Annotated in this window: 24 protein-coding genes; 19 read left to right on the top strand and 5 right to left on the bottom strand. The window is 57.8% G+C overall.

All coding sequences use genetic code 11. The features are described 5' to 3' along the window. Positions 1 to 80: 80 nt before the first annotated feature. Complete coding sequence (locus J1G18_RS03070) at positions 81 to 1,613, bottom strand: sensor histidine kinase (protein ID WP_098966423.1); 1,533 nt, start codon at positions 1,611 to 1,613, stop codon at positions 81 to 83. Between the two features lie 168 nt (positions 1,614 to 1,781). Between J1G18_RS03070 and J1G18_RS03065 the strand changes: the two genes are divergently transcribed. Beyond that, positions 1,782 to 2,501 (top strand): response regulator transcription factor, encoded by a 720-nt coding sequence (locus J1G18_RS03065; RefSeq protein WP_210556213.1) that lies wholly within the window; start codon positions 1,782 to 1,784, stop codon positions 2,499 to 2,501. 134 nt (positions 2,502 to 2,635) lie between these two features. Here J1G18_RS03065 and gyrB read toward each other — a convergent pair whose 3' ends face one another. From gyrB to dnaA, 4 genes are read right to left on the bottom strand one after another with little or no spacing between them, the layout of a single operon-like run. Continuing rightward, on the bottom strand, positions 2,636 to 5,053 hold the full coding sequence (gene gyrB / locus J1G18_RS03060) for a DNA topoisomerase (ATP-hydrolyzing) subunit B (protein WP_007960764.1): 2,418 nt from the start codon (positions 5,051 to 5,053) through the stop codon (positions 2,636 to 2,638). Positions 5,054 to 5,058: 5 nt separating this feature from the next. Beyond that, positions 5,059 to 6,162, bottom strand: a complete 1,104-nt coding sequence (recF, locus tag J1G18_RS03055) for a DNA replication/repair protein RecF (RefSeq protein WP_003220208.1) — start codon at positions 6,160 to 6,162, stop codon at positions 5,059 to 5,061. Positions 6,163 to 6,176: 14 nt separating this feature from the next. After that, the gene (gene dnaN, locus J1G18_RS03050) at positions 6,177 to 7,280 is read right to left on the bottom strand and encodes a DNA polymerase III subunit beta (protein WP_003220202.1); all 1,104 of its coding nucleotides are present in this window, start codon (positions 7,278 to 7,280) and stop codon (positions 6,177 to 6,179) included. A 39-nt stretch (positions 7,281 to 7,319) separates the two neighbouring features. Then, the gene (gene dnaA, locus J1G18_RS03045) at positions 7,320 to 8,843 is read right to left on the bottom strand and encodes a chromosomal replication initiator protein DnaA (RefSeq protein WP_223007072.1); all 1,524 of its coding nucleotides are present in this window, start codon (positions 8,841 to 8,843) and stop codon (positions 7,320 to 7,322) included. Between the two features lie 566 nt (positions 8,844 to 9,409). Between dnaA and rpmH the strand changes: the two genes are divergently transcribed. The 18 genes from rpmH to J1G18_RS02955 all read left to right on the top strand — a co-directional run bounded on the left by rpmH (position 9,410) and on the right by J1G18_RS02955 (position 25,394). Continuing rightward, complete coding sequence (gene rpmH, locus J1G18_RS03040) at positions 9,410 to 9,544, top strand: 50S ribosomal protein L34 (protein ID WP_003213577.1); 135 nt, start codon at positions 9,410 to 9,412, stop codon at positions 9,542 to 9,544. 16 nt (positions 9,545 to 9,560) lie between these two features. Continuing rightward, positions 9,561 to 9,962, top strand: a complete 402-nt coding sequence (gene rnpA, locus J1G18_RS03035; RefSeq protein ID WP_011336726.1) for a ribonuclease P protein component — start codon at positions 9,561 to 9,563, stop codon at positions 9,960 to 9,962. Beyond that, positions 9,955 to 10,200: a membrane protein insertion efficiency factor YidD gene (yidD, locus tag J1G18_RS03030; RefSeq protein WP_080761984.1), complete on the top strand. Its 246-nt coding sequence runs from the start codon at positions 9,955 to 9,957 to the stop codon at positions 10,198 to 10,200. The genes rnpA and yidD overlap by 8 nt, the downstream gene beginning before the upstream one ends. 2 nt (positions 10,201 to 10,202) lie before the next feature. Next, the gene (gene yidC, locus J1G18_RS03025) at positions 10,203 to 11,885 is read left to right on the top strand and encodes a membrane protein insertase YidC (RefSeq protein WP_134785066.1); all 1,683 of its coding nucleotides are present in this window, start codon (positions 10,203 to 10,205) and stop codon (positions 11,883 to 11,885) included. A gap of 81 nt (positions 11,886 to 11,966) precedes the next feature. Further along, the gene (mnmE, locus tag J1G18_RS03020) at positions 11,967 to 13,337 is read left to right on the top strand and encodes a tRNA uridine-5-carboxymethylaminomethyl(34) synthesis GTPase MnmE (protein WP_210556215.1); all 1,371 of its coding nucleotides are present in this window, start codon (positions 11,967 to 11,969) and stop codon (positions 13,335 to 13,337) included. Between the two features lie 552 nt (positions 13,338 to 13,889). After that, the gene (mnmG, locus tag J1G18_RS03015) at positions 13,890 to 15,788 is read left to right on the top strand and encodes a tRNA uridine-5-carboxymethylaminomethyl(34) synthesis enzyme MnmG (RefSeq protein ID WP_210556217.1); all 1,899 of its coding nucleotides are present in this window, start codon (positions 13,890 to 13,892) and stop codon (positions 15,786 to 15,788) included. Then, complete coding sequence (rsmG, locus tag J1G18_RS03010; protein WP_003229789.1) at positions 15,785 to 16,429, top strand: 16S rRNA (guanine(527)-N(7))-methyltransferase RsmG; 645 nt, start codon at positions 15,785 to 15,787, stop codon at positions 16,427 to 16,429. The genes mnmG and rsmG overlap by 4 nt, the downstream gene beginning before the upstream one ends. Positions 16,430 to 16,447: 18 nt before the next feature. Next, positions 16,448 to 17,245, top strand: coding sequence for a ParA family protein (locus J1G18_RS03005; protein ID WP_003229787.1), 798 nt, complete (start codon positions 16,448 to 16,450; stop codon positions 17,243 to 17,245). 9 nt (positions 17,246 to 17,254) lie between these two features. Further along, on the top strand, positions 17,255 to 18,127 hold the full coding sequence (locus J1G18_RS03000) for a ParB/RepB/Spo0J family partition protein (RefSeq protein WP_007960777.1): 873 nt from the start codon (positions 17,255 to 17,257) through the stop codon (positions 18,125 to 18,127). A gap of 148 nt (positions 18,128 to 18,275) precedes the next feature. After that, on the top strand, positions 18,276 to 18,683 hold the full coding sequence (locus J1G18_RS02995) for a F0F1 ATP synthase subunit I (protein ID WP_003229783.1): 408 nt from the start codon (positions 18,276 to 18,278) through the stop codon (positions 18,681 to 18,683). Positions 18,684 to 18,699: 16 nt separating this feature from the next. Next, the gene (atpB, locus tag J1G18_RS02990; protein ID WP_007960779.1) at positions 18,700 to 19,569 is read left to right on the top strand and encodes a F0F1 ATP synthase subunit A; all 870 of its coding nucleotides are present in this window, start codon (positions 18,700 to 18,702) and stop codon (positions 19,567 to 19,569) included. A gap of 133 nt (positions 19,570 to 19,702) precedes the next feature. After that, positions 19,703 to 19,960, top strand: a complete 258-nt coding sequence (gene atpE, locus J1G18_RS02985; RefSeq protein WP_003097235.1) for a F0F1 ATP synthase subunit C — start codon at positions 19,703 to 19,705, stop codon at positions 19,958 to 19,960. A gap of 59 nt (positions 19,961 to 20,019) precedes the next feature. Further along, the gene (locus tag J1G18_RS02980; protein ID WP_011336718.1) at positions 20,020 to 20,490 is read left to right on the top strand and encodes a F0F1 ATP synthase subunit B; all 471 of its coding nucleotides are present in this window, start codon (positions 20,020 to 20,022) and stop codon (positions 20,488 to 20,490) included. 12 nt (positions 20,491 to 20,502) lie between these two features. After that, entirely contained in the window at positions 20,503 to 21,039 is a 537-nt protein-coding gene (locus J1G18_RS02975; RefSeq protein WP_007911956.1) for a F0F1 ATP synthase subunit delta, read from the top strand. 21 nt (positions 21,040 to 21,060) lie between these two features. Beyond that, positions 21,061 to 22,605 carry a F0F1 ATP synthase subunit alpha gene (gene atpA / locus J1G18_RS02970; RefSeq protein ID WP_047596971.1) on the top strand — a complete coding sequence of 515 codons (1,545 nt, stop codon included), beginning with the start codon at positions 21,061 to 21,063 and terminating at the stop codon, positions 22,603 to 22,605. 50 nt (positions 22,606 to 22,655) lie between these two features. Continuing rightward, positions 22,656 to 23,516, top strand: coding sequence for a F0F1 ATP synthase subunit gamma (atpG, locus tag J1G18_RS02965; RefSeq protein ID WP_010565870.1), 861 nt, complete (start codon positions 22,656 to 22,658; stop codon positions 23,514 to 23,516). A gap of 27 nt (positions 23,517 to 23,543) precedes the next feature. After that, positions 23,544 to 24,923 carry a F0F1 ATP synthase subunit beta gene (gene atpD, locus J1G18_RS02960; protein WP_027610292.1) on the top strand — a complete coding sequence of 460 codons (1,380 nt, stop codon included), beginning with the start codon at positions 23,544 to 23,546 and terminating at the stop codon, positions 24,921 to 24,923. A 45-nt stretch (positions 24,924 to 24,968) separates the two neighbouring features. Continuing rightward, entirely contained in the window at positions 24,969 to 25,394 is a 426-nt protein-coding gene (locus tag J1G18_RS02955; protein WP_007954164.1) for a F0F1 ATP synthase subunit epsilon, read from the top strand. Positions 25,395 to 25,453: the final 59 nt, after the last annotated feature.

Genomic DNA, 25,453 nt, shown 5'->3' with positions numbered 1-25,453 from the left:
CATAAAACACCGTAAAAGGTGCATAAGTTTTTTTCGGAAGTAAAAAAACCGGCTGATATAGCCGGTTTTTTTGTGCCTGTTCACTCGCAGATAAGCGGTAACTGCAGCCGGAACGTGGTGCCTTGATCGACGATACTGTGGCACTCGATGTTACCGCCATGATGGTCGACTACTGCCTTGACCATCGACAGCCCCAACCCGACGCCATCAATCCCCTGCGCCGACGAAAAGCGCCGGTACTGGGTGAACAGATCCGGCAGCTCCTCGGCGGCAATGCCTTTGCCCTGATCGGTCAATTCACAGCATAGCCACTCACCCTGGCAACTGACGTTCAACTTGATCGTGGTACCGACCGGGCTGTACTTGATGGCGTTCTCCAGCAGGTTGAACAAGGCGCGGGTCAGCAGGCCCTGGTCAGCGTTGATCAGACGCTCCTGGGATTGTTCGTCCATCGTGTGCAGCAGTTTGATGCTTTTCTGCTGAGCAATGGGCAGCGCCTGATCCAGTACGTCCAGCACCAGCATCGCGAACAGACTGGGCTGGAACTGATAAGCCTCGGACTCGGCTCGCGCCAGCAGAACAAAACCGTCAGTCAGATCGAGCGCCCGGCGTACCTGGCGCTCGATCTGCTCGAACAGCGGTGAATCCGCGCCGGCTTGATGGCGATGTACATCGAGCAGGGCCAAAATCGCCGAATGCGGGGCGCGCAGATCGTGGGAAAGGAACCGCAGCAAGACCCCACGCTGTTCTTCTGCGGCGCGTTCGGCGCTCAGATCGGTGAGGCTCAGCAGCCAGCCGATGGGAGTATCGCCATCCACCGGCAGCAAAGCCGCCCGTTCCAGACGCAAACTGCGTTCCTTGTGATCGCGAAACTCCAGCAGCGTCAGGTCCGACAGCGCCGGGCGTGGTTCTGTGGACAATTCCGGATAACCGAGGCGGGCCAGTTGCTCGAGAACATAGTCACCGACCAGCGGGTCATCGAACAATACCCGGGCCTTGCGGTTTCCCAGCAGAATCTGCCCCTTGGGATCGCTGATCAGCGTCGCCACCGGCAGGTATTCCAGACCGTCGGCAATGAAACGCCGGGTATCGCGGGTGCGGCTCATGGCTTGCTCCAGTGCCATGATCTGGCCCTGCAGCTGATCAGCGCTGGTGAATTGCGCACGGCGCCGCTCGGGAAATACTTTCGGCTCGCGGTCCAGTCGGGCCAGCTCCCAGCCAAAATACGTCAGCACCACACTCAGGCGCCGCCAGTTCCAGATCAGGTAGCCGAACAACATGCCCAGCGCCGCTGGAGTCGGTGACCACCAGTGTCGAACCTCCGCCAGCCCGGCGCTAGCCAGCAGCACACAAGCCACACCGCACGATGTCACCCAGATCGCCCAGCGCGGGCGCCACAGCAGCAATCCGAGTACGCAGGCTACCAGCCCTACCGAAAGCAACGCGCTCCACATCGGTACCACGTCGTGCAGATTGATCTGCGCGCGATACGACAACAAGGCAGTCAGCGGCAACAGCACTAGACTTATCCACAACCACTCACGCACCAGCCGTCGAAACAGACGCTGGACCTGACTTGGCTCGCGGCTTTCACGCCGACGCGGGCTATTCATGACAAACAGGGCAGGGGACAGTGAATGGTTTCATGGGCCACAGGTCTGAGGATGTAGATCCGAAGAATCATAGCGGACGTCGACCGATGGTGGACTGCTTACTTTTACCGCACAGGCCGAGCCTTCAGGGTTGCCGGCCACTGCTCAAGCAACAAGGAACCCACGCGTATGCGCGTTGCGATACTGGACGATGAACCCGCCGAACTGCGTCGGGTCGAGCAAACCCTGCAGCAGATGGCTGCGGAGGGAGACCAGCCTTGGTCGTTGCACAGCTTTGAACGGAGCGAGGACCTGTTGCGCCAATTGCGCCGGGACACCTTCGACCTGCTGATCCTCGACTGGCAACTGCCCGACCTGTCCGGCCTGGCGCTGCTGCGCTGGACCCGCGAACACATGGAGGCGCCGCCCGCCGCGATCATGCTGACCAGCCGCGACGGCGAAAGCGATATCGTCCAGGCGCTGAACGCCGGTGCCGACGATTACGTCAGCAAACCGTTCCGCCCCAACGAGCTGAAAGCCCGAGTCGCCGCCGTACTGCGCCGGCACAGCCAGCAACGTAGCAGCGCTGCTGAAGTCCTGAGTTTCAATGACCTGACCTTCGACGACGCCGAACTGAGCGTCACCCGCGAGGGCAAGGCAGTGGTCATGACGGAGCGTGAATACCGCCTGGCGCGCTGCCTGTTCAGTAACCTGGGTCGGCCATTGTCGCGGGAGTACCTGTACGAACGCTTCTGGCCCCACGAAGAAGTGGCGTCGTCACGGCCGCTGGATACGCACATCTATCGCCTGCGCAACAAGCTGGGGCTGACGGCGGATCGGGGTTGGCAGTTGCTGACGATTTATGGGTATGGGTATCGGTTGGAGAGTGTGACGGTTGCATCCGAGTAAAAATCAAAAGATCGCGGCCTGCGGCAGCTCCTACCGGTAATCCATCTGGAGCTGCCGTAGGCTGCGATCTTTTGATCTGCCAATAAAAAGGCCAACGCATGAGCGTTGGCCTTTTTATTTGCCGCCGACCAGGATCAGAAATCCAGGTTCGAAACCGCCAGCGCATTGCTCTCGATGAAGTCACGGCGAGGTTCGACCGCATCACCCATCAGGGTGTTGAAGATCTGGTCTGCGCCAATGGCGTCTTCGATGGTGACTTTCAGCATGCGGCGCACGCTTGGGTCCATGGTGGTTTCCCACAGCTGATCCGGGTTCATTTCGCCCAGACCTTTGTAGCGCTGGATGGTGTGGCGCTTGGTGCTTTCGGCCATCAGCCAGTCGAGGGCTTCCTTGAACTCGGTGACCGCTTTCTTGCGCTCGCCACGCTGGATGTACGCGCCTTCGTCGAGCAGGGTGCTCAGTTGAGCGCCGAGGGTGACGACGGTCTTGTAGTCGTTGCTGCCGAAGAAGTCGCGGTTGAAGGTGACGTAGTTCGACAGGCCGTGGGAGATCAGCTCGACCTCTGGCAGCCACACGCCACGTTCACGATCTTCACGCAGGCTGGCCTTGTAGACCAGACCCGACTTCTCGACGGTGCGCAGACGCACTTCGTACTGAGCCAGCCAGTCCTGCATCTTGGCGTGGTCGCCGAGCATTTCCAGGCTCACGGCCGGCAGGTAGATGAAGTGTTCGGTCAGTTCCTGCGGGTACAGGCGCGACAGACGCTTGAGGGTCTTCATCACCATGCGGAAGTCGTTCACCAGACGCTCGAGCGCTTCACCGGAAATGCCCGGAGCCTCTTCGTTCAGGTGCAGGCTCGCATCTTCCAGAGCCGACTGCGTCATGTACTCTTCCATGGCGTCGTCGTCTTTGATGTATTGCTCTTGCTTGCCTTTCTTGACCTTGTACAGCGGCGGCTGGGCGATGTAGATGTAGCCGCGCTCGATCAGTTCCGGCAACTGACGGAAGAAGAAGGTCAGCAGCAGGGTACGGATGTGCGAACCGTCGACGTCAGCATCGGTCATGATGATGATGTTGTGATAGCGCAGCTTGTCGATGTTGTACTCTTCGCGACCGATACCGCAGCCGAGTGCAGTGATCAGCGTGCCCACTTCCTGGGACGAGATCATCTTGTCGAAGCGTGCTTTCTCGACGTTGAGGATCTTGCCCTTCAGCGGCAGGATCGCCTGAGTCTTGCGGTTACGTCCCTGCTTGGCAGAGCCGCCCGCGGAGTCACCTTCCACGAGGTACAGTTCGGACAGCGCAGGATCTTTTTCCTGGCAGTCAGCGAGCTTGCCCGGCAGGCCGGCGATGTCCAACGCGCCTTTGCGGCGGGTCATCTCACGGGCCTTGCGTGCCGCTTCACGGGCACGCGCCGCGTCGATCATCTTGCCGACGACCAGCTTGGCTTCGTTCGGGTTTTCCAGCAGGAAGTCGGAGAAGTACTTGCCCATCTCCTGCTCGACCGCGGTCTTCACTTCGGAAGACACCAGTTTGTCTTTGGTCTGCGAGCTGAACTTCGGATCCGGCACTTTCACCGAGATGATCGCGGTCAGACCTTCGCGGGCATCGTCACCGGTGGTGGCGACTTTGTGCTTCTTCGCCAGACCTTCCTGCTCGATATAGTTGTTCAGGTTACGCGTCAGTGCGGAACGGAAACCCACCAGGTGAGTACCGCCGTCGCGCTGCGGAATGTTGTTGGTGAAGCACAACAGGTTCTCGTTGAAGCTGTCGTTCCATTGCAGGGCGATTTCCACGCCGATGCCGTCTTCACGCTGGATGTTGAAGTGGAACACCTGGTTGACCGCAGTCTTGTTGGTGTTCAGGTATTCAACGAACGCACGCAGGCCGCCTTCGTACTTGAACAGCTCTTCCTTGCCGCTGCGCTCGTCCTTGAGGACGATGCCGACACCGGAGTTGAGGAAGGACAGTTCACGAATGCGCTTGGCCAGGATGTCCCAGCTGAAGTGAATATTCTTGAAGGTTTCGCTGGAAGCCTTGAAGTGGATCTGGGTACCGGTGGTTTCGCTGTCGCCAACGATCGCCATAGGAGCCTGAGGCACGCCGTGGACGTAGGTCTGTTCCCAGATCTTGCCGCTGCGGCGTACGGTCAGTACCAGCTCTTCGGACAGGGCGTTCACGACCGACACACCTACACCGTGCAGACCGCCGGATACCTTGTAGGAGTTATCGTCGAACTTACCGCCAGCGTGGAGGACGGTCATGATGACCTCGGCGGCGGAAACGCCTTCCTCTTTGTGCACGTCTACCGGGATGCCACGGCCGTTGTCTTTGACGGTGATGGACTCATCCGGGTGGATGATGATGCTGATGTCGTCGCAGTGGCCGGCGAGGGCTTCGTCGATCGAGTTGTCGACCACCTCGAACACCATGTGGTGCAGACCGCTGCCATCGTCGGTGTCACCAATGTACATACCGGGACGTTTGCGTACGGCATCCAGGCCTTTCAGCACTTTAATGCTCGTTGAGTCGTACGTATTTTCTTCGCTCAATGCCTTCACTCCCGATGGTCGTGGGTCTGGGTGATACGGCCCTGTTCCACGTGGAACAGAGCGACTGGCGTTTCCGTCTGCCAGCCTTCCCTCAATAATTCGTGATCTACACAGGTGATGAAAACCTGGCAGCGTAAGTCTTCCAGCAAGCGGCACAGCGCGCGACGGTGGCTCTCGTCCAGCTCGGACGGCAAGTCATCCACCAGATAAATACACTGGCCGCGTCGGGCCTGGCTCACCAGATGCCCCTGGGCAATTCGCAAGGCACAGACCACCAGCTTCTGCTGACCCCGGGACAAGATGTCCGCGGCGTTGTGTGCGCCCAATCTAAGGCGCAAGTCAGCGCGTTGCGGTCCGGCCTGGGTATGACCCATTTGCTGGTCCCGTTGCACGGAGCCAGCCAGTACGGCACTCAATTCCCGGTCCTTGTCCCAGCCTCGGTAATAGCTGAGCGTCAAACCTTCAAGCTCAACCAGTTCGCTCAAGGTTTGTTCAAAGACTGGTTTCAAGGCTTTGATGTAAGCGCGGCGGTATTCATCGATTTCAGCGCTGGCCTGGCACAGTTCCCTGTCCCAAACCGCTTGCGAAACGGCGTCAAGTGTACCATGCCGCAGCCAGGAGTTTCTCTGGCGCAAGGCCTTCTGCAAACGCTGCCAGGTCGCCATGAAACGCGGTTCGACGTGGAACACGCCCCAATCGAGAAACTGCCGGCGAATCTTCGGCGCACCTTCGAGCAGGCGGAAGCTGTCGGGGTTGATCAGTTGCAATGGCAGGATCTCGGCCAGTTGCGCGGCACTGCGAGCGTTCTGCCCGTCGATGCGGATCTGGAACTCGCCCTGACGGTCGCGAGATATCCCCAACGCACTGTGACCACCCTCGGCCAATTCGACCTGACCGAACACGGTGCAGGCGAGTTGCTCGTACTGGATGACCGGCAACAGCCGCGTGCTACGAAACGAACGGGCAAGCCCCAGCAGATGAATGGCTTCCAGAACACTGGTTTTGCCGCTGCCGTTGGCGCCGTAAAGAATGTTGATGCGGGGGGAGGGGGAGAAGGTCACCGGGTGCAGATTACGCACCGCGGTGACCGAAACACGACTTAAGGACATCCAGAATCAGCTGATTACAGACGCATCGGCATGACAACATAAGCCGAGTCGTCATTGTCGGACTCTTGCACCAGCGCACTGCTGTTGGAGTCGGACAGGATCAGGCGAACCTGTTCGGTGGTCATCACGCCCAGCACGTCGAGCAGGTAGCTCACGTTGAAGCCGATTTCCAGCGAACCGCCGTTGTATTCAACGCCCACTTCTTCTTCCGCTTCTTCCTGCTCCGGGTTGTTGGCCTGGATCTTCAACTGACCATTGGCCAGTTGCAGACGGATGCCGCGGTACTTCTCGTTGGACAGAATCGCGGTACGGCTGAACGCTTCACGCAGGGCCTGACGATCGCCGAGTACCAGCTTGTCGCCACCCTTCGGCAGAACGCGCTCGTAATCCGGGAACTTGCCGTCGACCAACTTCGAGGTGAATGTGAATTCGCCTGTGGTGGCGCGGATGTGGTGCTGACCCAGAACGATGCTGACGTTGCCATCCGGCTCGGTGAGCAGACGCGCCAGTTCCAGAATGCCTTTGCGTGGCACGATCACCTGGTGACGATCCGGCTGACCGATATCGGCCTGCATCGAGCACATGGCCAGACGGTGACCGTCGGTTGCCACGGCGCGGATCACACCGGCCGAGACTTCCAGCAGCATGCCGTTGAGGTAGTAGCGCACATCCTGCTGGGCCATGGCGAAGCTGGTGCGTTCGATCAGGCGACGCAGTTTGCTCTGCTCCAGGCTGCAGGTCAGCGAACCCGGGCCTTCTTCAACCGTCGGGAAATCATTGGCGGGCAGGGTCGACAGGGTGAAACGGCTACGGCCGGCCTTCACGACCAGCTTCTGCTCGTCGACCTTGATGTCGATCAGCGCGTCGTTGGGCAGGCTCTTGCAGATGTCCATCAGCTTGCGCGCAGGCACGGTGATGGAGCCGGTTTCAGCCGGCTCTTCGAGTTGCACGCGACCGACCAGCTCGACTTCCAGATCGGTACCGGTCAGCGACAGTTGCTGGCCATCGACGACCAACAGCACGTTGGACAGTACCGGCAAGGTCTGTCGGCGCTCGACGACGCCTGCGACCAGTTGCAGGGGTTTCAACAGGGCTTCGCGTTGAATGGTGAAATGCATGGTCTAGTCCCTTGCCTTAATAAGCTGCGCTGGAGTTCATCAAGTGGTCAGTGTACGCAGCAGGTTCTTGTAGTCCTCGCGGATGTCCGCGTCGGATTCCTTAAGTTCGTTGATCTTGCGGCAGGCGTGCAACACCGTCGTGTGGTCGCGACCACCAAACACATCGCCGATTTCCGGCAGGCTGTGGTTGGTCAGCTCCTTGGACAATGCCATGGCCACCTGACGCGGACGTGCCACCGAGCGCGAACGACGCTTGGACAGCAGGTCGGAAATCTTGATCTTGTAGTACTCGGCGACAGTGCGCTGAATGTTATCCACAGAGACCAGTTTGTCCTGCAGTGCCAACAAGTCTTTCAGGGATTCGCGGATCAACTCGATGGTGATGTCGCGGCCCATGAAGTGCGAGTGGGCGATCACGCGTTTCAGCGCGCCTTCCAGCTCACGGACGTTGGAACGAATTCGTTGGGCGATGAAGAACGCCGCATCGTGAGGCAACTCGACTTTGGCCTGGTCGGCCTTCTTCATCAAGATCGCCACACGGGTTTCCAGCTCCGGCGGCTCGACGGCAACCGTCAGGCCCCAACCGAAGCGGGATTTGAGGCGCTCTTCAAGGCCTTCGATTTCTTTCGGGTAGCGGTCACTGGTAAGAATGACCTGCTGGCCACCTTCAAGCAGGGCGTTGAAGGTGTGGAAAAACTCTTCCTGGGAACGCTCTTTACGGGCGAAGAACTGAATGTCGTCGATCAGCAGAGCGTCCACCGAACGGTAGAAACGCTTGAACTCGTTGATCGCGTTCAGTTGCAGCGCCTTGACCATGTCGGCGACGAAGCGCTCGGAATGCAGGTACACAACCTTGGCATTCGGGTTCTTCTTTAATAAATGGTTACCCACTGCGTGCATCAAGTGAGTTTTACCCAGGCCGACGCCGCCATAAAGGAACAGCGGGTTGTAACCGTGCTTGGGATTGTCCGCCACCTGCCAGGCTGCCGCGCGGGCGAGCTGGTTGGACTTGCCTTCGACAAAATTCTCGAAGGTGAAGGTGCGGTTCAGGTAACTGGTGTGCTTGAGCGCGCCTTCGACCTGAACGGTGCGCTGTTCGGCGCGAACCGGGGCCTGTTGCGAGGCCGCACCGGCCATCGGGTCAAAGCTGTCGCGGGACGGCTCTTCACTGATTTCCTCGGTTTTCTGCGTCGAGCGCTTGGCCGGAGCTGCACTTGGAGCGGGTGCTGGCGCACTGGCCGGCACGGTATTGGCCTGAGCCTGGGACACCTGCGCAGCGGCCAACGGCGCGTTCGGCGCGGCACGCGGTGCCGAGCTGCGTTTGCTGCCTATTAATAAGGAAAGCGCTGGCGCCATGCCGTTGCCGTGCTCATCCAGCAGTTCAAGGACGCGACCGAGGTACTTTTCGTTGACCCAGTCCAGCACAAAACGGTTCGGTGCGTAGACGCGCAACTCGTCGCCTTCGGCTTCGACCTGTAGTGGACGGATCCAGGTGTTGAATTGTTGGGCAGGCAGCTCCTCGCGCAAAAGCTCCACGCACTGCTGCCAAAGTTCCACTGACACGGATATCCCCTAAGTTGAAAGCCGGTGAGGCAAAAACAAGCGGCCATTGTAGCGGCGAGCCGTCCACTTATCCACATGCAGGTTGTGTGGTGACCATGATTAATCAATGCGTTAAGCGGTAAAAAGGCGACCAACGGTGTGTGCATAAGCTCTGTGGATAACCGCCTCTGAGGGCACTGGACAACTGGGGGTGGAACTCGGTGGATAACCAGCCTGTGGATAACAGGCCATTCCACACACAGGTTATCCGACAGCGCAGCACAGGCTGAACACGGTTTTCCACTGTAGTTGTCATTCTCTGTACATCACGCTCTACAAGGGCTGAAGATGGTTATCCACAGAAGACGGCTGCCCTAGCTTTTACAAGCTTTACAGAAAAGCTTTAAATAATTCCCTTCTTTATTTTTATGTCTGGCAAACAGGATTTCGCTTCCGCAAGCTCCAGAGATCTATTTATAAGGAAACGTTGGTTGGAAATTGACCTGAGGGCTTGCTTTCTCTAGAATCCCCGGTCTCTTAAAACGGGGGCCATTCCGGCCCGTTGTGGACGAACCAGGTAACACGACATGAAACGTACTTTCCAACCAAGCACTATCAAACGCGCTCGTACCCACGGTTTCCGTGCTCGCATGGCTACCAAGAACGGTCGCGCTGTCCTGTCGCGTCGTCGCGCCAAAGGTCGTGCGCGTCTGGCAGTTTGATAATCCGGTACTGGAGGTGAGTCAGGACTTCAGTCGGGAAAAGCGTCTGCTTACCCCCCGGCATTTCAAGGCAGTCTTTGACTCCCCTACCGGCAAGGTTCCGGGGAAAAATCTCCTGCTCCTTGCGCGCAACAACGATCTTGATCACCCCCGTCTCGGGCTGGTTATCGGGAAAAAGAGCGTAAAGCTCTCCGTTGAGCGCAATCGCCTCAAACGTCTGATGCGCGAATCGTTCCGTCTGCACCAGGATTCTCTGGTCGGCTGGGATATCGTTATCGTCGCGCGCAAAGGTTTGGGCGACGTAGAAAACCCCGAATTGATTCAGCATTTCGGCAAACTCTGGAAGCGTCTGGCCCGTAACAAGCCAGTTCCAGCAGTCAAAACCGAAACTGTAGGGGTAGACAGTCCAGATGCGTAAACTGGCACTCGTTCCGATCCAGTTTTATCGCTACGCCATTAGTCCTTTGATGGCCAGTCACTGTCGTTTCTACCCCAGTTGTTCTTGCTACGCGTATGAAGCCATCGAAAATCATGGCCTTCTGCGCGGTGGCTGGCTGGCCTTTCGTCGTTTAGGTCGCTGTCATCCGTGGAATCCCGGTGGTTATGACCCGGTTCCACCTATCCCTACCTCCCGTTCTTCTTCGATGGCCGAGTAATCATGGATATCAAACGCACGATCCTGATCGTCGCCCTGGCAATCGTGTCCTACGTTATGGTTCTTAAATGGAACCAGGACTATGGCCAGGCTGCCCTGCCGACTCAGAATGTTGCTTCCAGTACGACTGCATCCGGTTTGCCGGACACCGTTCCTGGCAATAACGCTTCCGCCAGTGACGATATTCCGCGTGCCGCAAGCGACACCAGCGCACCTGTGGAAACCCCGGTCGCTGCCAGCAAGGATCTGATCCAGGTCAAAACCGACGTGCTCGATCTGGCGATCGATCCCCAGGGCGGTGACGTTGCTCAACTGACTTTGCCACTGTATCCACGTCGTCAGGATCGTCCTGATGTACCGTTCCAGCTGTTCGACAACGGCGGCGAACGTACTTATCTGGCACAAAGCGGCCTGATCGGCACCAACGGTCCGGACGCAAGCCCGGCCGGTCGTCCGGTTTACGCCTCGGAGAAGAAAAGTTATCAACTGACTGACGGTCAGGACCAATTGGTCGTCGACCTGAAGTTCAGCAAGGACGGCGTCAACTACATCAAGCGTTTCACCCTGAAACGCGGCCTGTATGACGTTACCGTGACCTACCTTGTGGATAACCAGAGCGCTCAGCCTTGGTCGGGTTCGATGTTCGCCCAACTGAAGCGCGACGCCAGTGCCGACCCTTCGTCGACCACTGCCACCGGCACCGCGACTTACCTGGGCGCCGCCCTGTGGACAAGTTCCGAGCCGTACAAGAAAGTGTCCATGAAAGACATGGACAAAGGTCAGCTCAAGGAAACCGTCACCGGTGGCTGGGTAGCCTGGCTGCAACACTACTTCGTGACTGCATGGGTTGCGCCGAAGGGCGAAAACAACATTGTTCAGACGCGTAAGGACAGCAAAGGCAACTACATCATCGGTTACACCGGTCCTTCGCTGACCGCTGCACCGGGTGCGAAAGTTGAAACCAGCGCCATTCTTTACGCCGGGCCGAAAAGCCAGGCCGTACTGAAACAGTTATCCCCAGGTCTGGAACTGACAGTCGACTACGGCATTCTGTGGTTCATCGCTCAGCCGATCTTCTGGTTGCTGCAACACATCCACGCGATCGTGGGTAACTGGGGCTGGTCGATTATCTTCCTGACCATGCTGATCAAGGGCATCTTCTTCCCGCTGTCGGCTGCCAGCTACAAATCCATGGCGCGCATGCGTGCCGTAGCACCGAAACTGGCTGCACTGAAAGAGCAACATGGCGATGACCGGCAGAAAATGTCGCAAGCCATGATGGAGCTGTACAAGAAAGAGAAGATCAATCCGCTGGGCGGCTGCTTGCCGATCCTCGTGCAGATGCCGGTTTTCCTTTCGCTGTACTGGGTTCTGCTGGAAAGCGTGGAAATGCGCCAAGCGCCATTCATGCTGTGGATCACTGACCTGTCGATCAAGGATCCGTTCTTCATCCTGCCGATCATCATGGGCGCGACCATGTTCATCCAGCAGCGTCTGAACCCGACTCCACCGGATCCGATGCAGGCGAAGGTCATGAAAATGATGCCAATCATCTTCACCTTCTTCTTCCTGTGGTTCCCTGCTGGTTTGGTGCTGTACTGGGTTGTGAACAACTGCCTGTCGATTGCCCAACAGTGGTACATCACGCGTAAGATCGAAGCGGCGACGAAAAAAGCCGAGGCGTAACTTACTCTGTGGATAACACCACTCAAAACGCCCCCTAGTGGGGCGTTTTGCTATCTGCCACTTTTGTCTGGATTCCGGTTTATGAGCGTACCTCGTGAAACCATCGCTGCTGTCGCCACCGCTCAAGGTCGCGGCGGTGTCGGCATCGTCCGTATTTCCGGGCCGTTGGCCAGTGTTGCGGCCAAAGCCATCAGCGGCCGCGAACTGAAACCGCGTTACGCGCATTACGGGCCGTTTTTCAGTGATGACCGGCAGGTGCTGGACGAAGGTCTGGCGCTATATTTCCCGGGCCCCAACTCGTTCACCGGCGAAGACGTGCTGGAACTGCAGGGACACGGTGGCCCGATCGTTCTCGACATGTTGCTCAAGCGTTGCCTGGAACTGGGTTGCCGTTTGGCCCGTCCGGGTGAATTCAGCGAGCGCGCGTTCCTCAACGACAAACTGGACCTGGCTCAGGCCGAGGCCATTGCCGACCTGATCGAAGCCAGTTCTGCACAGGCTGCACGCAATGCCTTGCGCTCCCTGCAGGGGGCGTTTTCCCAGCGTGTGCATAACCTCACCGAACAACTGATCGGCCTGCGCATCTACGTCGAAGCCGCCATCGACTTCCCGGAAGAGGAAATCGACTTCCTCGCCGATGGCCACGTGCTGAGCATGCTCGACAAGGTGCGAGAAGAGTTGTCCACCGTGCTGCGTGAAGCCGGGCAGGGCGCGTTGTTGCGTGATGGCATGACGGTGGTGATCGCCGGTCGTCCGAATGCCGGCAAGTCCAGTCTGTTGAATGCCCTGGCCGGCCGCGAAGCCGCGATCGTGACCGAAATTGCCGGCACCACCCGCGATATCCTGCGCGAACATATCCACATCGACGGCATGCCGCTGCATGTTGTCGATACGGCAGGTCTGCGTGATACCGATGATCAGGTGGAAAAGATCGGCGTCGAGCGTGCGTTGAAAGCGATCACTGAAGCGGATCGGGTGCTGCTGGTAGTCGATGCCACCGCGCCGGAAGCTGCAGACCCGTTTGCCCTTTGGCCGGAATTCCTCGAAACCCGTCCGGATCCGGCCAAAGTCACCTTGATTCGCAACAAGGCTGACCTGACGGGTGAAGCGATTGCCCTGGAAGTCAGCGACGATGGCCACGTGACCATAAGCCTTAGCGCCAAATCCGCCGGCGATGGTCTGGAGTTGCTGCGCGAACACCTCAAGGCCTGCATGGGCTATGAGCAAACCTCGGAAAGCAGCTTCAGTGCCCGTCGCCGTCATCTGGAGGCTCTGCGCCATGCCAGTGCAGCGCTGGAACATGGTCGCGCACAGCTGACGTTGGCCGGTGCCGGTGAGCTGCTGGCCGAAGATTTACGTCAGGCCCAGCACTCCCTGGGAGAAATAACCGGGGCATTCAGCTCCGATGACCTGCTTGGCCGGATCTTCTCCAGCTTCTGCATCGGTAAATAACCCTTCTGCTGTTCACAGACAGGCCCGTTCGCGGCCTGTCTGCACTCCTCATTTCTCAATTCCTTTCTCCAGTGCCGGGCAGACTCTCTCGCCCTGGGCGGATTTCCCTTGCCCGCCAACCAATCATTCAGCTGATTTCTGTGGATTAAGCCCTGTGAATAACTGCCAATGAGGTCAGTTGATAACAGGGCGTGAAAACTGGATATAACTGCCTCTGTGGATAACAACCCCATTCATCCACAGGCTTAAACCGGTTATCCAAGGGCCTCCCGGCGACCTGATAACAGGGTTTTGAAACTCTGTACACATTGAATAATAAGGCCTGTAGCAATCTATCCACAGAAAGGTCGGTCAGTAAGAATAAGCATTAAAACAAAGGTTTTATAAATTTCTCTCTTTTTTATTCTTTTAACCTCGAGTTCTCCACAGCTGGTTAAATTTTGTGCAAAGGGTTCTTTAGGAAGGGCGAAGTCCCTATACTTGTCGACCAGGTCCAGAAACCTGATCTCAAACTATTCCTGAATACCGACTTAAGCAGGCACGAGGTGCGTGGTGGATTTCCCTTCCCGTTTTGAAGTGATCGTCATCGGCGGCGGTCATGCCGGTACCGAGGCAGCACTGGCCTCAGCACGTATGGGGGCAAAAACCCTGTTGCTGACGCATAACGTGGAAACCCTCGGTGCCATGAGCTGCAACCCGGCCATCGGTGGCATTGGCAAAAGCCATCTGGTCAAGGAAATCGACGCCCTCGGCGGCGCGATGGCCATGGCTACCGATCTGGGCGGCATCCAGTTTCGCGTATTGAACAGCCGCAAAGGTCCGGCCGTACGAGCGACTCGTGCGCAAGCCGACCGTATTTTGTACAAGGCCGCTGTCCGCGAAATTCTGGAAAACCAACCGAACCTGTGGATATTTCAACAGGCCGCTGACGACCTGATCGTCGAGCAGGACCAGGTTCGCGGTGTTGTCACGCAAATGGGTCTGCGGTTCTTCGCCGATTCCGTGGTGTTGACCACTGGTACGTTCCTCGGTGGACTTATCCACATCGGTTTGCAGAATTTCTCCGGCGGTCGTGCCGGTGACCCGCCATCGATCGCCCTGGCACATCGTCTGCGTGAACTGCCGCTGCGTGTCGGTCGCCTGAAAACCGGTACGCCACCGCGCATCGATGGCAAATCTGTGGATTTCTCGGTCATGACCGAGCAACCGGGCGATACGCCGATCCCCGTCATGTCGTTCATGGGCAAAAAAGAACAGCATCCGCGCCAGGTCAGTTGCTGGATTACCCATACCAACGCGCGCACCCACGAAATCATCGCGGCGAACCTCGATCGTTCGCCGATGTATTCCGCTGCCGGCGAAATCGAGGGCATCGGTCCGCGCTACTGCCCGTCGATCGAAGACAAGATTCATCGCTTTGCCGACAAGGAAAGCCATCAGGTGTTCATCGAGCCGGAAGGCCTGACCACCCATGAGCTGTACCCGAACGGGATATCCACAAGCTTGCCGTTCGACGTGCAATTGCAGATCGTGCAATCGATCCGCGGCATGGAAAACGCGCACATCGTGCGTCCGGGTTATGCGATCGAGTACGACTACTTCGACCCGCGTGACCTGAAATACAGCCTGGAAACCAAAGTCATCGGCGGTCTGTTCTTCGCTGGTCAGATCAACGGCACCACCGGTTACGAAGAAGCTGGTGCGCAAGGTTTGCTTGCCGGGGCCAACGCCGCGCTGCGTGCCAAGGGCAAAGAAGCCTGGTGCCCGCGTCGCGATGAAGCGTACATCGGCGTGCTGGTCGACGACCTGATCACCCTCGGTACCCAAGAGCCGTACCGCATGTTCACTTCCCGTGCCGAGTACCGCCTGATTCTGCGCGAGGACAACGCCGACCTGCGTCTGACCGAAAAAGGTCGTGAACTGGGTCTGGTCGATGACGCGCGTTGGGCGGCCTTCTGCAAGAAACGCGAAAGCATCGAACTCGAAGAGCAGCGCCTGAAGAGCACCTGGGTTCGCCCGGGCACCCAGCAGGGCGATGCGATTGCGGAAAAATTCGGCACGCCGCTGACTCACGAATACAACTTGCTCAACCTCTTGAGCCGTCCGGAAATCGACTACGCTGGTCTGGTCGAAGTGACCGGGCAGGGCGCCGAAGATCCACAGGTCGCCGAACAGGTTGAAATCAAGACCAAATACGCCGGTTACATCGACCGTCAACAGGACGAAATCGCCCGTCTGCGCGCCAGTGAAGACACGAAATTGCCTGTGGATATCGATTACACCAACATTTCCGGTCTCTCCAAGGAGATTCAGAGCAAGCTCGGTGCGACGCGTCCGGAGACGCTCGGCCAGGCTTCGCGGATCCCGGGCGTGACCCCGGCAGCGATTTCGCTGTTGATGATTCATTTGAAAAAACGCGGCGCGGGCCGTCAGTTGGAGCAAAGCGCTTGAGTTCTAAGGTCACTTCGCAACACGCCGAAGAGTTATCCACAGGAGCCCGCGAGCTCGGTGTCAATCTCAGCGCAGCCCAGCACGAATTGCTGCTGGGTTACCTGGCCCTGTTGATCAAATGGAACCAGGCCTACAACCTGACTGCAGTGCGCGATCCTGATGAAATGGTTTCGCGGCATCTGCTCGATAGCTTGAGCGTGATGTCGTTCATCGAAAACGGCCGTTGGCTCGACGTCGGCAGTGGCGGCGGCATGCCGGGGATCCCGTTGGCGATCCTGTATCCGGACTCGCAAGTCACCTGTCTGGACAGCAACGGCAAGAAAACCCGCTTCCTGACTCAGGTCAAACTCGAACTCAAACTGGATAACCTGCAAGTTATCCACAGTCGCGTCGAAGCCTTCCAGCCTGCCCAGCCATTCAACGGGATCATTTCCCGGGCTTTCAGCAGTATGGAGAACTTCACCAACTGGACTCGCCACCTCGGCGATGCCGACACGCGCTGGCTGGCAATGAAGGGCGTTCATCCGGCCGATGAGCTGGTAGCATTGCCGGCAGACTTCAAACTCGATAGCGAACACGCCCTGGCCGTACCCGGTTGCCAAGGCCAACGCCATCTGCTGATACTGCGCCGCACGGCATGATTGGGAACACAAGCAAGAATGGCTAAGGTATTCGCGATAGCGAACCAGAAGGGTGGTGTGGGCAAGACCACCACCTGCATCAACCTCGCAGCATCCCTGGTCGCGACCAAGCGCCGGGTGCTGTTGATCGATCTCGATCCACAGGGCAACGCCACCATGGGTAGCGGTGTGGATAAACATGGCCTGGAAAACTCGGTCTACGACCTGCTGATCGGCGAATGCGATCTGGCCCAGGCCATGCACTACTCCGAGCACGGCGGTTATCAACTGCTGCCGGCCAACCGCGACCTGACCGCGGCCGAAGTGGTTCTGCTGGAAATGCAGATGAAGGAAAGCCGTCTGCGCAGCGCGCTGGCGCCGATCCGTGAAAACTACGATTACATTTTGATCGACTGCCCGCCGTCGCTGTCGATGCTCACATTGAACGCACTGGTCGCCGCTGACGGGGTGATTATCCCCATGCAGTGCGAATACTTTGCGCTCGAAGGCTTGAGCGACCTTGTGGATAACATCAAGCGCATCGCCGAACTGCTGAACCCCAACCTCAAGGTCGAAGGTCTGCTGCGCACCATGTACGACCCGCGGCTGAGCCTGATGAACGATGTTTCGGCGCAGCTCAAGGAACACTTTGGCGAGCAGCTGTACGACACGGTGATCCCGCGCAACATCCGCCTGGCCGAAGCACCGAGCTACGGTATGCCGGCACTGGCCTACGACAAGCAATCGCGCGGCGCGCTGGCCTATTTGGCCCTGGCGGGCGAGATGGTTCGCCGTCAGCGCAAAAATTCACGCATCGCCGCTGCCCAGCCAACTTAAGGAATCCCCATGGCCGTCAAGAAACGAGGTCTCGGACGTGGACTGGATGCACTGCTGAGTGGTCCGACCGTCAGCGCGCTGGAAGAACAGGCGGCGCAGGCCGATACCCGTGAACTGCAACACCTGCCGCTGGATCTGCTGCAGCGTGGCAAATACCAGCCACGCCGCGACATGGACCCGCAGGCGCTGGAAGAGCTGGCGCAGTCGATCAAGGCGCAAGGCGTGATGCAGCCGATCGTGGTGCGCCCGATTGGCGGTGGCCGTTTCGAAATCATCGCCGGCGAACGCCGCTGGCGCGCCAGCCAGCAGGCCGGCCAGGAAACCATCCCGGCGATGGTTCGTGATGTGCCGGATGAGACCGCGATCGCCATTGCGCTGATCGAGAACATCCAGCGTGAAGACCTGAACCCGATTGAGGAAGCCGTCGCCTTGCAGCGTCTGCAGCAGGAATTCCAGCTCACTCAACAGCAGGTGGCCGAGGCTGTGGGTAAGTCCCGCGTGACTGTGGCTAACCTGTTGCGACTTATTGCACTGCCGGAAGTCATCAAGACCATGCTGTCCCACGGTGACCTGGAAATGGGTCATGCCCGTGCTTTGCTCGGTCTGCCGGACAATCAGCAGGTGGAAGGGGCGCGACATGTTGTCGCACGCGGCCTGACTGTGCGCCAAACCGAGGCACTGGTTCGTCAGTGGTTGAGTGGCAAACCGGAGCCTGTGGAAGCGGCCAAACCCGACCCGGATATCGCCCGGCTCGAACAGCGTCTGGCCGAGCGCCTAGGCTCTGCGGTGCAGATTCGCCACGGCAAGAAGGGAAAAGGTCAGCTGGTGATCGGTTACAACTCCCTCGATGAGCTTCAAGGTGTGCTCGCACACATCCGCTGAAACATTTCCTCATGTAGCGCGCAGTCGGAAATCACTACCTGACAGTTGAATAGGGGCAGAACCGCCCCTATACTCTGCGCGCATTTTGTCGGCACAAATTATGCCAAGTTATTGAATTCTGGCAGCCGACCATTGGAGAGCAAATGTGATGGAAACCCGCAAGCCAAACCGCCTGCCGTTCCATCGCCTGGCGGTTTTTCCGGTGTTGATGGCTCAATTTGTCATTTTGCTCATTGCCGCTTTGGCGCTCTGGCAATGGCACGGAGTCGTTGCCGGATACTCGGGACTTTGCGGAGGCCTGATAGCCTTGCTGCCCAATGTTTATTTCGCTCACAAGGCATTTCGGTTTTCCGGCGCCCGAGCAGCCCAGTCCATCGTCCGGTCATTTTATGCCGGCGAGGCAGGCAAACTGATTTTGACGGCAGTGCTGTTTGCACTGGTGTTTGCAGGTGTGAAGCCATTGGCGCCGATCGCAGTATTCGGCGCTTTCGTGCTGACTCAGTCGGTCAGCTGGTTCGCTCCCCTGCTGATGAGAACAAGACTTTCGAGACCTTAGGGCGTTTGAGGCAACCATGGCAGAAACAACCGCTTCGGGCTATATCCAGCACCACTTGCAGAACCTGACCTTCGGTCAGCTACCTAACGGCGGCTGGGGCTTTGCCCATACCGCAGCAGAAGCCAAGGAAATGGGCTTCTGGGCTTTCCACGTCGATACCCTCGGCTGGTCGGTCGCGCTGGGTCTGATCTTCGTTTTCCTTTTCCGCATGGCGGCAAAGAAAGCAACATCGGGTCAGCCAGGTGCTTTGCAGAACTTCGTTGAAGTATTGGTCGAATTCGTCGATGGCAGCGTGAAAGACAGCTTCCATGGCCGTAGCCCGGTGATCGCACCGCTGGCACTGACCATCTTCGTCTGGGTGTTCCTGATGAACGCCGTCGACCTGGTACCGGTCGACTGGATTCCTCAGCTGGCCATCCTGATCACCGGCGACCACCACATCCCGTTCCGTGCCGTGTCGACCACCGACCCGAACGCGACCCTGGGCATGGCGTTCTCGGTTTTCGCACTGATCATTTTCTATAGCATCAAGGTCAAGGGCATCGGCGGCTTCATCGGCGAACTGACCCTGCACCCGTTCGGCAGCAAGAACATCTTCGTTCAGGCCCTGCTGATCCCGGTGAACTTCCTGCTGGAATTCGTGACCCTGATCGCCAAGCCGATCTCTCTGGCCCTGCGTCTGTTCGGCAACATGTATGCCGGCGAGCTGGTGTTCATTCTGATCGCTGTGATGTTCGGCAGCGGCCTGCTCTGGCTGAGTGGCCTGGGCGTTGTTCTGCAGTGGGCGTGGGCTGTGTTCCACATCCTGATCATCACCCTGCAGGCGTTCATCTTCATGATGCTGACCATCGTCTACCTGTCGATGGCGCACGAAGAAAACCATTAAGAGCAGCCTCGGCTGATCTGATGTCCCTCCCGGTCAAACGGGAGGGGGCTCTTAACCGGGCCTCTGAAACGATTTGTTTTACCGCTTTAATCTAAAAAACCTAAACCATACGACGTAAAAGTCGGGAGGAAAGATGGAAACTGTAGTTGGTCTAACCGCTATCGCTGTTGCACTGTTGATCGGCCTGGGCGCACTGGGTACCGCAATTGGTTTCGGCCTGCTGGGCGGCAAGTTCCTGGAAGGCGCAGCGCGTCAGCCAGAAATGGTTCCAATGCTGCAAGTTAAAATGTTCATCGTTGCCGGTCTGCTCGACGCCGTAACCATGATCGGTGTTGGTATCGCTCTGTTCTTCACCTTTGCGAACCCGTTCGTTGGTCAGATCGCTGGCTAATTACCCGGATTCTTCCGAGTAATTTGATGTGATGGACAACGTAACTGCGAGGTGTTGGCGTGAACATTAATGCGACCCTGATTGGCCAGTCCGTTGCGTTCCTGATTTTTGTACTGTTCTGCATGAAGTTCGTATGGCCTCCGGTCATCGCTGCTCTGCACGAACGTCAAAAGAAGATCGCTGATGGTCTGGACGCTGCCAGCCGTGCAGCTCGCGACCTGGAGTTGGCCCAAGAGAAAGCGGGTCAGCAACTGCGCGAAGCGAAAGCTCAGGCAGCTGAAATCATCGAGCAAGCCAAGAAACGCGGTAACCAGATCGTTGAAGAGGCTGTTGAAAAAGCCCGTATCGACGCTGACCGTGTGAAGGTTCAGGCTCAAGCCGAGATCGAACAGGAACTGAACAGTGTCAAAGACAAGCTGCGCGCCCAAGTGGGCTTGCTGGCTGTCGGCGGCGCCGAGAAGATCCTGGGTGCCACAATCGATCAAAACGCGCACGCAGAGCTGGTTAACCAACTGGCTGCTGAAATCTAAGCGAGGGCGATCATGGCAGAACTGACCACGTTGGCCCGACCTTACGCTAAGGCGGCCTTCGAGCACGCTCAGGCCCACCAGCAACTGGCCAATTGGTCAGCCATGCTCGGCCTGGCTGCAGCGGTGTCACAAGATGACACCATGCAGCGCGTGCTCAAGGCCCCGCGACTGACGAGCGCAGAAAAGGCCGCCACGTTCATTGACGTGTGCGGCGACAAGTTTGATGCCAAGGCACAGAACTTCATCAATGTCGTTGCCGAAAACGACCGTCTCCCGCTTCTGCCGGAGATCGCCGCTCTGTTCGACCTGTACAAGGCCGAACAAGAGAAGTCGGTAGACGTTGAAGTGACCAGTGCTTTCGCATTGAACCAAGAACAGCAAGACAAACTCGCCAAGGTTCTCAGTGCACGACTCAACCGGGAAGTGCGCCTGCAAGTTGCGGAGGATGCTGCCCTTATAGGGGGTGTCGTTATCCGCGCCGGCGACCTGGTTATCGATGGCTCGATTCGCGGCAAAATCGCGAAACTTGCCGAAGCATTGAAATCTTGAGTTTGAAGGGGCAGCAGAGCAATGCAGCAACTCAATCCTTCCGAAATAAGTGAAATTATCAAGGGCCGCATCGACAAGCTCGATGTGACCTCCCAAGCCCGTAACGAAGGCACTGTCGTCAGCGTATCTGACGGCATCGTGCGGATTCACGGTCTGGCCGACGTCATGTACGGCGAGATGATCGAGTTTCCGGGCGGCGTCTACGGTATGGCCCTCAACCTGGAGCAAGACTCCGTAGGTGCCGTTGTACTGGGCGCATACACCAGTCTGGCTGAAGGCATGAGCGCCAAGTGCACCGGCCGCATCCTCGAAGTTCCGGTGGGTAAGGAACTGCTGGGTCGCGTAGTCGATGCACTGGGTAACCCTGTTGACGGCAAAGGTCCACTGGGCAACACCTTGACCGACGCGGTCGAGAAAGTTGCACCGGGCGTGATCTGGCGTAAGTCGGTAGACCAGCCTGTACAGACTGGCTACAAGGCTGTCGATGCCATGATCCCTGTCGGCCGTGGCCAGCGTGAGCTGATCATCGGTGACCGTCAGATCGGTAAAACCGCTCTGGCGATCGACGCGATCATCAACCAGAAAGACAGCGGCATTTTCTGCGTCTACGTAGCGATCGGTCAGAAGCAATCGACCATCGCCAACGTGGTTCGCAAGCTGGAAGAAAACGGCGCCCTGGCCAACACGATCATCGTGGCTGCCAGTGCTTCGGAATCTCCTGCGCTGCAATTCCTGGCACCGTACTCCGGTTGCACCATGGGTGAATTCTTCCGCGACCGCGGTGAAGACGCGCTGATCGTTTATGACGATCTGTCCAAGCAAGCAGTGGCTTACCGCCAGATTTCCCTGCTGCTGCGCCGTCCACCAGGCCGTGAAGCTTACCCAGGCGACGTGTTCTATCTCCACTCCCGTCTGCTGGAGCGCGCATCCCGCGTTTCGGAAGAATACGTAGAGAAGTTCACCAACGGCGCAGTGACCGGCAAAACCGGTTCCCTGACCGCACTGCCAATCATCGAAACCCAGGCTGGCGACGTTTCCGCGTTCGTTCCGACCAACGTGATTTCCATCACCGACGGTCAGATCTTCCTGGAATCGGCCATGTTCAACTCGGGCATCCGCCCTGCAGTGAACGCCGGTGTTTCGGTATCCCGTGTGGGTGGTGCCGCTCAGACCAAGATCATCAAGAAGCTGTCCGGTGGTATCCGTACCGCTCTGGCTCAGTACCGTGAACTGGCGGCATTCGCCCAGTTCGCTTCTGACCTGGACGAAGCGACCCGTAAGCAACTTGAGCATGGTCAGCGCGTTACCGAGCTGATGAAGCAGAAGCAATACGCACCAATGTCGATCGCTGACATGGCGCTGTCGCTGTATGCCGCTGAGCGTGGGTTCCTGACTGACATTGAAATCGCCAAGATCGGCAGCTTCGAACAAGCGCTGATTGCTTTCTTCAACCGCGATCACGCCGATTTGATGGCTAAGATCAACGTTAAAGGTGACTTCAATGACGAAATCGACGCTGGCATGAAAGCCGGTATCGAGAAGTTCAAGGCCACCCAAACCTGGTAAGCCGCAGCGGGAGCCGCAAGGCTCCCGCTTGCTAACCTGATAGGTGTTACATGGCAGGCGCAAAAGAGATTCGCAGTAAGATTGCGAGCATCAAAAGCACGCAAAAAATTACCAGCGCCATGGAAAAAGTGGCGGTGAGCAAAATGCGCAAGGCACAAATGCGCATGGCAGCCAGCCGTCCTTATGCGGAGCGTATCCGCCAGGTAATTGGGCATCTGGCCAACGCCAACCCGGAATACCGCCACCCGTTCATGATCGACCGTGAAGTAAAGCGCGTCGGTTATGTCGTCGTGAGCAGTGACCGTGGTTTGTGCGGCGGCTTGAACACCAACCTGTTCAAGGCCCTGGTCAAGGACATGGCGGTAAACCGCGAAAACGGCGTCGAGATTGATCTGTGTGTAGTCGGTAGCAAGGGTGCGGCCTTTTTCCGCAACTTCGGCGGTAACGTCGTTGCAGCTATCAGCCACCTGGGTGAAGAGCCGTCGATCAATGATTTGATCGGCAGCGTCAAGGTGATGCTGGATGCCTACCTGGAGGGCCGTATCGATCGCCTGTCCGTGGTATCCAACAAGTTCATCAACACCATGACACAACAGCCTACCGTGGAGCAGTTGATTCCACTGGTGGCAACCCCGGATCAAGAACTCAAGCACCACTGGGACTACCTCTACGAACCAGACGCCAAAGAGCTGCTTGACGGCTTGATGGTGCGCTACGTGGAGTCGCAGGTGTACCAGGCGGTGGTCGAGAACAACGCAGCTGAACAAGCTGCGCGGATGATCGCGATGAAGAACGCTACCGACAACGCCGGTGATTTGATCAGCGATTTGCAGCTGATCTACAACAAGGCGCGTCAGGCTGCGATCACCCAAGAGATCTCGGAAATCGTCGGCGGCGCTGCCGCGGTTTAACGGTTCAAATATTCAGAGGATCCAGCTATGAGTAGCGGACGTATCGTTCAAATCATCGGCGCCGTTATCGACGTGGAATTTCCACGCGACAGCGTACCGAGCATCTACAACGCGCTGAAAGTAGTCAGCGCGGCCGAAACCACTCTGGAAGTTCAGCAACAGCTGGGCGACGGCGTGGTTCGTACCATTGCGATGGGTTCCACCGAGGGCTTGAAGCGCGGTCTGGAAGTTACCGATTCCGGCGCAGCCATCTCCGTACCGGTCGGTAAAGCGACTCTGGGCCGGATCATGGACGTTCTGGGTAACCCGATCGACGAAGCCGGTCCAATCGACACCGAAGAGCGCTGGGGCATTCACCGCGCAGCACCTTCGTTCGCTGAGCAAGCAGGCGGCAACGACCTGCTGGAAACCGGCATCAAGGTTATCGACCTGGTTTGCCCGTTCGCCAAAGGCGGTAAAGTCGGTCTGTTCGGTGGTGCCGGTGTAGGCAAAACCGTAAACATGATGGAACTGATCCGTAACATCGCCATCGAGCACAGCGGTTATTCCGTGTTCGCCGGTGTGGGTGAGCGTACTCGTGAGGGTAACGACTTCTACCACGAGATGAAGGACTCCAACGTTCTGGACAAAGTGGCACTGGTTTACGGTCAGATGAACGAGCCGCCGGGAAACCGTCTGCGCGTAGCCCTGACCGGCCTGACCATGGCCGAGAAGTTCCGTGACGAAGGTAACGACGTTCTGCTGTTCGTCGACAACATCTACCGTTACACCCTGGCCGGTACTGAAGTATCCGCACTGCTGGGCCGTATGCCTTCGGCAGTAGGTTACCAGCCGACCCTGGCTGAAGAGATGGGCGTTCTGCAAGAACGTATCACTTCGACCAAAGAAGGTTCGATCACCTCGATCCAGGCGGTATACGTACCTGCGGATGACTTGACCGACCCGTCGCCAGCGACCACCTTCGCCCACTTGGACGCCACCGTCGTTCTGTCCCGTGACATCGCTTCCCTGGGTATCTACCCAGCGGTAGATCCACTGGATTCGACTTCGCGCCAGCTGGATCCGAACGTAATCGGTCAGGACCACTACGACACCGCTCGCGGCGTTCAGTACGTTCTGCAACGTTACAAAGAGCTGAAAGACATCATCGCGATCCTGGGTATGGACGAGCTGTCGGAAGCCGACAAACAGTTGGTTAACCGTGCTCGTAAGATCCAGCGCTTCTTGTCGCAGCCGTTCTTCGTGGCTGAAGTCTTCACCGGTGCTTCGGGTAAATACGTTTCCCTGAAAGACACCATTGCTGGCTTCAAAGGCATCCTCAACGGTGACTACGACCACCTGCCAGAACAAGCGTTCTACATGGTTGGCGGCATCGAAGAAGCGATCGAGAAAGCCAAGAAACTGTAATCCCGGCGCCCGGCAACGGGCGCTAATTTAGGTTGAGGCAATCAGATGGCTATGACAGTCCATTGCGATATCGTCAGCGCGGAAGGGGAAATCTTTTCCGGCCTGGTCGAGATGGTGATTGCGCACGGTGCACTGGGTGATCTTGGTATCGCTCTGGGTCACGCGCCGCTGATCACTAATCTGAAGCCAGGTCCGATCCGCCTGATCAAGCAAGGCGGGGAAGCCGAGGTGTTCTACATCTCCGGTGGTTTCCTCGAGGTTCAGCCGAACATGGTCAAGGTGCTTGCCGATACCGTGCAACGTGCCGCCGACCTGGATGAAGCTCAAGCCCAGGCAGCTCTCAAGGCTGCCGAAGCTGCTCTGCACGAGAAGAGCGCAGATTTCGACTACGGAGCTGCGTCCGCACGTCTGGCCGAGGCTGCAGCTCAGCTGCGCACCGTCCAGCAGATCCGCAAGAAGTTTGGCGGTTAATCCGTCAGCCACTTGTTGTGCGATTGATAAAAAAGGGTAGCCTCGGCTACCCTTTTTTC

Origin of the sequence: Pseudomonas sp. MIS38, from assembly GCF_019891575.1 — a bacterium.
Taxonomy (GTDB): Bacteria; Pseudomonadota; Gammaproteobacteria; order Pseudomonadales; family Pseudomonadaceae; genus Aquipseudomonas; species Aquipseudomonas putida_A.
Note: the sequence above shows the minus strand (reverse complement) of the source record. Positions and strands in the feature narration are given on the sequence as shown.

Coding starts and splice junctions, on each gene's coding strand:
- J1G18_RS03070 (WP_098966423.1), bottom strand. CDS start 1,613: ATGAATAGCCCGCGTCGGCGTGAAAGCCGCGAGCCAAGTCAGGTCCAG.
- J1G18_RS03065 (WP_210556213.1), top strand. CDS start 1,782: ATGCGCGTTGCGATACTGGACGATGAACCCGCCGAACTGCGTCGGGTC.
- recF (WP_003220208.1), bottom strand. CDS start 6,162: ATGTCCTTAAGTCGTGTTTCGGTCACCGCGGTGCGTAATCTGCACCCG.
- dnaN (WP_003220202.1), bottom strand. CDS start 7,280: ATGCATTTCACCATTCAACGCGAAGCCCTGTTGAAACCCCTGCAACTG.
- rpmH (WP_003213577.1), top strand. CDS start 9,410: ATGAAACGTACTTTCCAACCAAGCACTATCAAACGCGCTCGTACCCAC.
- yidD (WP_080761984.1), top strand. CDS start 9,955: ATGCGTAAACTGGCACTCGTTCCGATCCAGTTTTATCGCTACGCCATT.
- yidC (WP_134785066.1), top strand. CDS start 10,203: ATGGATATCAAACGCACGATCCTGATCGTCGCCCTGGCAATCGTGTCC.
- mnmE (WP_210556215.1), top strand. CDS start 11,967: ATGAGCGTACCTCGTGAAACCATCGCTGCTGTCGCCACCGCTCAAGGT.
- J1G18_RS03005 (WP_003229787.1), top strand. CDS start 16,448: ATGGCTAAGGTATTCGCGATAGCGAACCAGAAGGGTGGTGTGGGCAAG.
- J1G18_RS03000 (WP_007960777.1), top strand. CDS start 17,255: ATGGCCGTCAAGAAACGAGGTCTCGGACGTGGACTGGATGCACTGCTG.
- J1G18_RS02995 (WP_003229783.1), top strand. CDS start 18,276: ATGGAAACCCGCAAGCCAAACCGCCTGCCGTTCCATCGCCTGGCGGTT.
- atpB (WP_007960779.1), top strand. CDS start 18,700: ATGGCAGAAACAACCGCTTCGGGCTATATCCAGCACCACTTGCAGAAC.
- atpE (WP_003097235.1), top strand. CDS start 19,703: ATGGAAACTGTAGTTGGTCTAACCGCTATCGCTGTTGCACTGTTGATC.
- J1G18_RS02975 (WP_007911956.1), top strand. CDS start 20,503: ATGGCAGAACTGACCACGTTGGCCCGACCTTACGCTAAGGCGGCCTTC.
- atpA (WP_047596971.1), top strand. CDS start 21,061: ATGCAGCAACTCAATCCTTCCGAAATAAGTGAAATTATCAAGGGCCGC.
- atpG (WP_010565870.1), top strand. CDS start 22,656: ATGGCAGGCGCAAAAGAGATTCGCAGTAAGATTGCGAGCATCAAAAGC.
- atpD (WP_027610292.1), top strand. CDS start 23,544: ATGAGTAGCGGACGTATCGTTCAAATCATCGGCGCCGTTATCGACGTG.
- J1G18_RS02955 (WP_007954164.1), top strand. CDS start 24,969: ATGGCTATGACAGTCCATTGCGATATCGTCAGCGCGGAAGGGGAAATC.